Source organism: Massilistercora timonensis, assembly GCF_048354975.1.
Classification (GTDB): domain Bacteria; phylum Bacillota; class Clostridia; order Lachnospirales; family Lachnospiraceae; genus Massilistercora; species Massilistercora timonensis.
Genome location: NZ_DBGCJQ010000109.1, coordinates 1 through 7,974, shown reverse-complemented (window position 1 = coordinate 7,974; position 7,974 = coordinate 1). Strand labels below are relative to the sequence as shown.

The window sequence follows — 7,974 nt, the reverse complement described above, 5'->3', positions numbered from 1 at the left end:
GATCATAAAGGAGAGGGCAATATGCGGCAGATCCTGGAGGGGATCTGCTGGCTGATGAAGCATGCAGGAGAGCTGGGAGTGCGGGTGGTGAATATCTCCGTGGGTGCCCGGGCGGGGCTGAACGAAGAGAAGGAGAACTGGCTCATCGATGCGGTGGAGCGGCTGTGGGACGCGGGGATCACCGTGGTAGTGTCCGCCGGGAACTACGGGCCTAAGGAGAGCACCATCGCCATCCCCGGCAACAGCCGTAAGGTGATCACCGTGGGAGCCCTGGGGACGCCCCGGGAAGGGGAGGGGTGCTCCGGCCGGGGGCCCACAGAAGCCTGCGTGGTCAAGCCGGACCTGGTGGCCCCCGGCTACCGGATTATCTCCTGCAGCAATACCCCTGCGCGGTACAGGCGGCCCTACGCCATCAAAAGCGGCACCTCCATGGCCACTCCGGTGGTGGCAGGGGCCTGCGCCATGCTTCTGTCCAAATATTCAGACATTACCAACGTAGAAATAAAACTGAAATTGCGAGAAAGCTGTCAGAGGGAGGAAACCGCCCAGGGATGGGGCTTACTGGACGTGGAACGATTGTTGGGGACGTGGTATTTTTAAAAATACCACGTCCCAGATTGAAAATATCCTGTCCCTTTTTGAATGTGTCAAGAAAAAATACTTGACACGTCTGCCCTTTTCGTGTATCATACTCCACGGTGATAAGAATGAATGAGATTCTTAAGCAGGCGTTGCTTTTTGATTTCTATGGGGAGCTGCTGACGGATCACCAGAAGGAGATCTACGGGCAGTTTCTTCTGGACGACTTGTCTCCGGCGGAGATCGGCAGGGAGACGGGCGTCAGCCGGCAGGGTGTGCACGACCTGATCCGCCGCTGTTCTCAGACGCTTGGCGGATATGAGGAGAAGCTCCACCTGGTGGAGCGGTTCCTGGCGGTGAAGGACAAGGTGAAGCAGATCGACGACCTTCTGGAACGGTACGAGAGCGACGGGGACCGGGAGGCGCTTGGGGAGATCCGGAGGATCTCCGGAGAGATCATTGAGGATCTGTAGAAGATGGAGCAGGAGTTAAGGAATGGCATTTGACAGTCTGACAGAAAAACTTCAGAATATATTCAAGAACCTGCGGGGCAAGGGACGGCTCACTGAGGACGACGTGAAAGAGGCTATGAAGGAGATCAAAAGAGCCCTTCTGGCGGCGGACGTGAACTTCAAGGTGGTCAAGGACTTTATTAAGAATGTCCAGGAGCGGGCCATCGGCCAGGACGTGATGAACGGCCTGAACCCGGGCCAGATGGTGGTGAAGATCGTCAACGAGGAGCTGGTGAAGCTGATGGGCTCCGAGACCACGGAGATCCAGCTGCAGCCTGGGAATTCCCCTACGGTGATCCTGATGGCAGGCCTTCAGGGAGCCGGTAAGACCACCACGGCGGCCAAGCTTGCGGGCAAGTTCAAGCTGAAGGGCAAGAAGCCCCTTCTGGTAGCCTGTGACGTCTACCGTCCGGCAGCCATCAAGCAGCTGCAGGTGAACGGGGAGAAGCAGGGGGTGGAGGTCTTCTCCATGGGAGAGAACCACAAGCCTGCCAACATCGCAAAGGCGGCCCTGGAACACGCCCAGAAGAATGGAAATAACATCATTATCTTAGATACCGCCGGACGGCTCCACATTGACGAGGACATGATGGAGGAGCTGACCCAGATCAAGGAGGCGGTGACCGTCCATCAGACCATCCTGGTGATCGACGCCATGACCGGTCAGGACGCGGTAAATGTAGCCAAGGAGTTCAACGAGAAGGCAGGGGTTGACGGCGTCATCGTCACCAAGCTGGACGGCGACACCCGGGGCGGAGCGGCCCTGTCGGTAAAAGCCGTGACCGGCAAGCCTATCCTCTACGCCGGCATGGGAGAGAAACTCTCCGACCTGGAGCAGTTCCATCCGGACCGGATGGCTTCCCGGATCTTAGGCATGGGCGACGTGCTGACCCTGATCGAGAAGGCGGAAGCCGAGATCGATGAGGAGAAAGCCAAAGAGATGAGCAAGAAGCTCAAGAAAGCCCAGTTCGACTTCGAGGACTACCTGGAGAGCATGCAGCAGATGAAGAAGATGGGCGGCCTTGGCAGCATCATGAGCATGATGCCCGGCCTTGGCGGCATGGGTCCCATGGGCGGCATGGGCAAGAAAGGAATCAGCGAAGAGCAGACCGCCCAGGCGGAGCGGAGCATGGCCCGGATGGAAGCCATGATCTACTCCATGACCACAGAGGAGCGCAGGAACCCGGATCTTCTGAACCCGTCCAGAAAGCACCGGATCGCCAGAGGCGCCGGGGTGGACATCAGCGAAGTCAACCGGATGGTGAAGCAGTTTGCCGAGATGAAGAAGATGATGAAAATGTTGGGCAAAGGCGGCAAGCGAAGGAAATTCGGCATGCCCTTCTAGCAAATGGATATACCGCGCGGATCTTTCGCGCGTTCTATATCATATAACCAAGAAAAATTTACGGAGGTGAAACAAAATGGCAGTAAAGATCAGATTAAGAAGAATGGGACAGAAGAAGGCTCCTTTCTATAGAATCGTAGTAGCTGATTCCAGATCACCAAGAGACGGCAAGTTCATCGCCGAGATCGGAACCTACGATCCCAACTGTGAGCCCAGCGCGATTTCCGTTAACGAGGAAGAGGCCAAGAAATGGCTGAACACAGGCGCGCAGCCGACAGAGACAGTAAGCAAGATCTTCAAAGCGGCAGGAATTGAGAAATAAGCCGCAACGTCCTGGAGGTGTCTGAATAATGAAAGAACTGGTTGAAGTGATCGCCAAATCTTTGGTGGACGATCCCGACAGCGTCGTAGTGACAGAGCGGGAAGAGAAGAAGGCCACAGTCCTGGAGCTTCGGGTGGCGGATTCCGATATGGGAAAGGTCATTGGCAAGCAGGGGCGCATCGCGAAAGCGATCCGCGCGGTGGTCAAAGCAGCGGCAGCCAAAGAAGACAAGAAAGTGATCGTAGATATTATGGACTAAGGAAGGGGCTTCCCTTCACGGCGGGATGGGACCGGAGACATTCGGACCTGTCCCGAATTTTATATAAGGAGACAGCATGGAAGAGTTATTACAGGTGGGAGTGATCACTTCCACCCACGGCATCCGGGGAGAGGTAAAGGTATTCCCCACCACAGACGATCCCAGGCGGTTCCGGGATCTTAAGAAGGTGCTCCTGGACACAGGGAAGGAGAAACGCCCCCTGGAGGTGGAGTCGGCCCGCTTTTTCAAGCAGTTTGTGATCCTGAAGTTTAAAGGGATCGACAACATCAACGACGTGGAGGGCTACCGCAGGTGTCCCCTTCTGGTGGAGCGGGCGGACGCGGTGCCTCTTGGCACGGACGAGTACTTTATCGCGGACATGATCGGTCTTGCGGTGGAAGAAGAGGACGGGACGCCCTTCGGGCGGCTTACCGACGTGATCACCACCGGGGCAAATGATGTGTACGTGGTGGAGAGTCCGGAACACGGGGAGGTGCTGATCCCGGCCATCAAAGAGTGTATCCGGGAAGTGTCTGTCCCGGAGGGAAGGATGAAGATCCGTCTCATGGACGGGCTGATCTAACAAAGGAGCAGGGTGAACATGCAGTTTTACATTATGACATTATTTCCGGAAATGGTGATGAACGGCCTGAATACCAGCATCACCGGCCGGGCCATCCAGAAGGGCCTCCTCTCTGTAGAGGCGGTAAATATCCGGGACTACGCCTTCAACAAGCACAACAGCGTGGACGACTACCCTTACGGGGGCGGCGCCGGGATGCTGATGCAGGCCGAGCCAGTGTACCAGTGCTACCACGCCCTGGAAGAACGGATCGGGAAACGGCCCCGGGTGGTGTATCTCTCTCCCCAGGGGGAGACCTTCCATCAGAAAATGGCGGAAGAACTGGCAGAGGAAGAAGAACTGGTCTTCCTGTGCGGCCACTATGAGGGCATCGACGAGCGGGTGCTGGAAGAGATCGTCACCGATTATGTGTCCATTGGCGACTACGTGCTTACCGGCGGCGAACTGCCGGCCATGATCATGGTGGATGCTATCTCCCGGCTGGTGCCTGGGGTGCTCCACAACGACGTGTCCGCAGAGTTCGAGAGTTTCCAGGACAACCTTCTGGAATACCCTCAGTACTCCAGGCCGGAGGTGTGGCACGGTAAGCAGGTGCCGGAAGTGCTGCTCTCGGGACATCACGCCAATATTGAGAAATGGCGGCGGCGGGAGTCCGTCATCCGGACGGCGAAAAACCGGCCGGATCTTCTTGTCCGGGCGGAGCTTACGGAAGAAGAGAAAACGCTTGCCCGCAAGATCCTTGAAGAAACCGGGAAAGCGTAAATTTTCCTTGCATTTCCCGGATGGGTGTGCTAAAATATAGCGTGTTGTGAAGAAATATGGATGGTCCTCTGGTACGTATGGTATTAAGAACGTCTGATCAATCAAGGAGGTCACACATTATGAACGAAATCATCAAGAATCTGGAAGCAGAACAGCTGAAAGAGAACGCGCCGGAGTTTCGCGTTGGCGATACCGTTAAGGTGTATGGTAAGATCAAAGAGGGAAACCGCGAGAGAATCCAGGTTTTCGAAGGAACAGTCCTTAAGAAGCAGGGCGGCGGTTCCAGAACTACATTTACCGTAAGAAAGAACTCCAACGGCATCGGGGTTGAGAAGACCTGGCCGCTGCACTCTCCCAACGTAGAGAAGGTTGAGGTAGTCAGAAGAGGTAAAGTAAGAAGAGCGAAACTGAACTACTTAAGAGACCGCGTAGGTAAGAGAGCGAAGGTAAAAGAATTAGTAAAATAAGAGGAAACGAGGAGAAGGGCAATTACAGCGTGTAGATTGCCCTTTTCTTTATAAGAGGACATACATGAGAAGGAAAAAGAACGTCTATCAGGCCCATCAGCGGGCCAGGCGGCGGCAGCAGGCAAAACGGATGCGGCGGCGGAACCACCCCAGGAGATGGAAGATCAATCTGGCTTATCTGCCGGCGGTGGGGGCCTGGGTCTTCAAGATCGCCCTGGTCTGCCTCTTCGCTTTCGTGGCGGTGTGGTATTTCGGCCAGCGGGTGAGCACGGTGGGAGACTCCATGAAGCCGGTGCTGGAAAATGGAGACGTGGTGCTGGTCAACCGGATCGTTTACAACGCCACCACGCCCAAGCGGGGGGATATCATCGTATTCCGCCCCAGGGGAAATGAAAACAGCCACTACTATATCAAGCGGATCGTCGGCCTCCCGGGAGAGACGGTGGAGATCCTGGAGAACCGGGTCTACATCAACGGGGAGAAGCTGGAGGAAGACTACGACACCACCGATATCGACGATGTGGGCCTGTTGTCAGAGCCCATGGAACTTGCCTCAGACGAATATTTCGTGCTGGGGGATGACAGAGAGAACAGTGAGGACAGCCGGAACGCGGACGTGGGAAATGTGAAGCGGGATTACATTTATGGAAAAGCCTGGTTTATCACTTCCCCCTGGAAGAATTTCGGTTTCATTTAGATAAAGGAGCAGCAGTATGCATTTTCAATGGTATCCGGGACATATGACGAAAGCCCGGCGGATGATGGAGGAAAATCTGAAACTGGTGGACCTGATCATTGAGCTTGTGGACGCAAGAGTCCCCATGAGCAGCAGGAACCCGGACATCCACGAGCTGGGGAGAAATAAATCCCGGCTAATCCTCCTCAACAAGGCGGACCTGGCGGAAGAAACAGCCACCGACGCATGGGTGGAGTATTTCCAGAAGCAGGGCGCCAGGGCGGTGAAGGTGAACTCCCGGAAAGGGGGCGGCCTGAAATCCATCCAGGCAGTGATCCAGGAGGCCTGTAAGGAGAAGATGGAGCGGGACCGCCGCCGGGGGATCCTGAACCGTCCGGTGCGGGCCATGGTGGTGGGCATCCCCAACGTGGGCAAATCCACCTTCATCAATACCCTGGCGGGGAAGGCCTGCGCCAAGACCGGCAACAAGCCGGGAGTCACCAAGGGCAAGCAGTGGATCCGCCTCAATAAACAGGTGGAGCTTCTGGACACTCCGGGGATCCTCTGGCCCAAGTTCGAAGACCAGAAGGTGGGGCAGCAGCTGGCCTTCATCGGCTCCATCAAGGACGAGCTTCTCAACCAGGAGGAGCTGGCGCTGGAGCTGATCCGGTTTCTGATCGCCCACTATCCGGGGACGTTGGAAGAGAAATACAGCTCCGGGGAAGAAGCCTTGCAGGAGACTGCATCCCCGGTGGAGATCCTTACCATCATCGCCCGCAATCGGCAGTGCCTGGGAAGGGGCGGAGAGCTGGATCTTGAGAAGGCGGCAAGACTTGTGCTGGATGACTTCCGGGGAGGGCGCCTGGGGCGCATCACCCTGGAATATCCGGAAGAAATGTGATAGAATCGGGGAGAAGAGAAGAAGACACAGGAAGGGGACAGACAGCGTATGGCAAGACGCAGGAAGAAGAAGTCCGGGGGCGTGTTAAGAGAGCTTCTGGGCTGGATCATATACATACTGATCATCGTAGGGCTCACCTACCTGATCATCACTTACGTGGGTCAGCGGACCCGGGTGAGCGGTTCCTCCATGGAGACCACCTTAAGCGACGGGGACAACCTGATCGTGGACAAGATCTCCTACCGGTTCCAGGACCCCAGGCGGTATGACATCATCGTATTTCCCTACCGGTATGAGGCCAATACCTACTATATCAAGCGGATCATCGGCCTGCCGGGAGAGACGGTGCAGGTATCCGGCGGAGCGGTGTATATCAACGGGGAGCTCCTTGAGAGCGATATCTACGGGCTGGAGCCCATGACAAGCGCCGGGGAGGCGGCGGATCCCATCACTTTGGGACCAGATGAATATTTCGTATTGGGGGATAACCGGAACCACAGTTCCGACAGCCGGGACCCAAGCGTGGGAGTGCTGCACCGGGAGGAACTGATCGGGAAAGCCTGGGTGCGGATCTATCCCTTTGACAAGATGGGAGTGATCCGACATGAATAAGCGGGAAGAAGAGAGAAAGAAGCGGCAGCAGGAGAAGCTGGAGCAGGAGCTTAGCCGGCTGGAGGCCATGAGCGTCTATGAGCGGGAATATGAAGGCCGGGGCCTGATCTGCGGCATTGACGAGGTGGGCCGGGGCCCCCTGGCAGGGCCGGTGGTGGCAGGAGCAGTGATCCTGCCTAAGGATAAGACTATCCTCTATCTTAACGACTCCAAGAAGCTGTCGGCGAAGAAGCGGGAGGCCCTCTATGAGGAGATCCTGGAGAAGGCAGTGGCAGTGGGGATCGGCATGGCGTCCCCTGCAAGGATCGACGAGATCAACATCCTTCAGGCCACTTATGAGGCCATGCGGGCAGCCATCGCGGATCTGGGGGTAAGCCCGGACCTTCTCTTAAACGACGCGGTGACCATCCCCCAGGTGGAGCCCCCCCAGGTGCCCATCATAAAAGGAGACGCAAAAAGTATCTCCATCGCGGCGGCCAGCATTGTGGCAAAAGTCACCAGGGACCGTCTGATGGAGGCTTACGATGAAGTGCTTCCCGGCTATGGCTTCGGGAAACATAAGGGATACGGGACCCGGGAGCACATCGCGGCGTTAAAGGAGCTGGGGCCGACTCCCATCCACCGGCGCAGCTTTATCGGGAACTTTGTCTGATCCGGGGAAATGTGATCTTGGCCGGAAGGGATCGGCACATTTATATATGAAGGAAAACAATCGGGAGAAAGGCGCCCGAAAGGAGGCACAAGCTGCCGCTTGGCTGGAGGGAAAGGGTCTTCAGATCCTGGAGCGCAATTACCGCTGCAAAAAAGGCGAGATCGACCTGATCGCCCGGGAGGACGGAACCTATGTGTTCCTGGAGGTAAAGTACCGGAAGGGAGAGGGAAGCGGCCATCCGGCGGAGGCAGTGGATGAAAGGAAGCAAAAGAGGATCTCCGGGAGAGCCCTCTGGTATCTTGCC

13 protein-coding genes are annotated in these 7,974 nt (G+C 56.4%); all 13 read left to right on the top strand.

Annotated elements, in window-relative coordinates; translation table 11 throughout:
• A partial coding sequence (locus ACML7B_RS09775) for a S8 family serine peptidase (RefSeq protein WP_418541000.1) occupies nucleotides 1–600 on the top strand: 600 nt, incomplete at its 5' end.
• 107 nt (nucleotides 601–707) lie between these two features.
• Nucleotides 708–1,052: a YlxM family DNA-binding protein gene (ylxM, locus tag ACML7B_RS09770; protein WP_418540997.1), complete on the top strand. Its 345-nt coding sequence runs from the start codon at nucleotides 708–710 to the stop codon at nucleotides 1,050–1,052.
• 22 nt (nucleotides 1,053–1,074) lie between these two features.
• A complete protein-coding gene (ffh, locus tag ACML7B_RS09765) occupies nucleotides 1,075–2,436 on the top strand; it encodes a signal recognition particle protein (protein WP_106788371.1) in 1,362 nt (453 codons plus the stop codon).
• Between the two features lie 76 nt (nucleotides 2,437–2,512).
• Nucleotides 2,513–2,758 carry a 30S ribosomal protein S16 gene (gene rpsP, locus ACML7B_RS09760; RefSeq protein ID WP_106788370.1) on the top strand — a complete coding sequence of 82 codons (246 nt, stop codon included), beginning with the start codon at nucleotides 2,513–2,515 and terminating at the stop codon, nucleotides 2,756–2,758.
• 28 nt (nucleotides 2,759–2,786) lie between these two features.
• Complete coding sequence (locus ACML7B_RS09755; RefSeq protein ID WP_106788368.1) at nucleotides 2,787–3,017, top strand: KH domain-containing protein; 231 nt, start codon at nucleotides 2,787–2,789, stop codon at nucleotides 3,015–3,017.
• Nucleotides 3,018–3,093: 76 nt separating this feature from the next.
• Nucleotides 3,094–3,600, top strand: a complete 507-nt coding sequence (rimM, locus tag ACML7B_RS09750) for a ribosome maturation factor RimM (protein WP_346708498.1) — start codon at nucleotides 3,094–3,096, stop codon at nucleotides 3,598–3,600.
• Between the two features lie 18 nt (nucleotides 3,601–3,618).
• A complete protein-coding gene (gene trmD / locus ACML7B_RS09745; protein WP_418540994.1) occupies nucleotides 3,619–4,362 on the top strand; it encodes a tRNA (guanosine(37)-N1)-methyltransferase TrmD in 744 nt (247 codons plus the stop codon).
• Nucleotides 4,363–4,481: 119 nt separating this feature from the next.
• A complete protein-coding gene (gene rplS, locus ACML7B_RS09740; RefSeq protein WP_106788364.1) occupies nucleotides 4,482–4,829 on the top strand; it encodes a 50S ribosomal protein L19 in 348 nt (115 codons plus the stop codon).
• Between the two features lie 64 nt (nucleotides 4,830–4,893).
• On the top strand, nucleotides 4,894–5,526 hold the full coding sequence (gene lepB, locus ACML7B_RS09735; RefSeq protein ID WP_346708496.1) for a signal peptidase I: 633 nt from the start codon (nucleotides 4,894–4,896) through the stop codon (nucleotides 5,524–5,526).
• Between the two features lie 16 nt (nucleotides 5,527–5,542).
• Nucleotides 5,543–6,406 (top strand): ribosome biogenesis GTPase YlqF, encoded by an 864-nt coding sequence (gene ylqF, locus ACML7B_RS09730; protein ID WP_418540991.1) that lies wholly within the window; start codon nucleotides 5,543–5,545, stop codon nucleotides 6,404–6,406.
• Nucleotides 6,407–6,454: 48 nt separating this feature from the next.
• Nucleotides 6,455–7,018 (top strand): signal peptidase I, encoded by a 564-nt coding sequence (lepB, locus tag ACML7B_RS09725; protein WP_418540990.1) that lies wholly within the window; start codon nucleotides 6,455–6,457, stop codon nucleotides 7,016–7,018.
• Nucleotides 7,011–7,670: a ribonuclease HII gene (locus tag ACML7B_RS09720; protein WP_418540988.1), complete on the top strand. Its 660-nt coding sequence runs from the start codon at nucleotides 7,011–7,013 to the stop codon at nucleotides 7,668–7,670. Before lepB (ACML7B_RS09725) ends, ACML7B_RS09720 begins: the two co-directional genes overlap by 8 nt.
• Nucleotides 7,671–7,716: 46 nt before the next feature.
• A partial coding sequence (locus tag ACML7B_RS09715) for a YraN family protein (RefSeq protein WP_418540987.1) occupies nucleotides 7,717–7,974 on the top strand: 258 nt, incomplete at its 3' end.

Excerpts from the sequence above, each read along its gene's own strand:
- ylxM (WP_418540997.1), top strand. The coding sequence starts at position 708 with ATGAATGAGATTCTTAAGCAGGCGTTGCTTTTTGATTTCTATGGGGAG.
- ffh (WP_106788371.1), top strand. The coding sequence starts at position 1,075 with ATGGCATTTGACAGTCTGACAGAAAAACTTCAGAATATATTCAAGAAC.
- rpsP (WP_106788370.1), top strand. The coding sequence starts at position 2,513 with ATGGCAGTAAAGATCAGATTAAGAAGAATGGGACAGAAGAAGGCTCCT.
- ACML7B_RS09755 (WP_106788368.1), top strand. The coding sequence starts at position 2,787 with ATGAAAGAACTGGTTGAAGTGATCGCCAAATCTTTGGTGGACGATCCC.
- rimM (WP_346708498.1), top strand. The coding sequence starts at position 3,094 with ATGGAAGAGTTATTACAGGTGGGAGTGATCACTTCCACCCACGGCATC.
- trmD (WP_418540994.1), top strand. The coding sequence starts at position 3,619 with ATGCAGTTTTACATTATGACATTATTTCCGGAAATGGTGATGAACGGC.
- rplS (WP_106788364.1), top strand. The coding sequence starts at position 4,482 with ATGAACGAAATCATCAAGAATCTGGAAGCAGAACAGCTGAAAGAGAAC.
- lepB (WP_346708496.1), top strand. The coding sequence starts at position 4,894 with ATGAGAAGGAAAAAGAACGTCTATCAGGCCCATCAGCGGGCCAGGCGG.
- ylqF (WP_418540991.1), top strand. The coding sequence starts at position 5,543 with ATGCATTTTCAATGGTATCCGGGACATATGACGAAAGCCCGGCGGATG.
- lepB (WP_418540990.1), top strand. The coding sequence starts at position 6,455 with ATGGCAAGACGCAGGAAGAAGAAGTCCGGGGGCGTGTTAAGAGAGCTT.
- ACML7B_RS09720 (WP_418540988.1), top strand. The coding sequence starts at position 7,011 with ATGAATAAGCGGGAAGAAGAGAGAAAGAAGCGGCAGCAGGAGAAGCTG.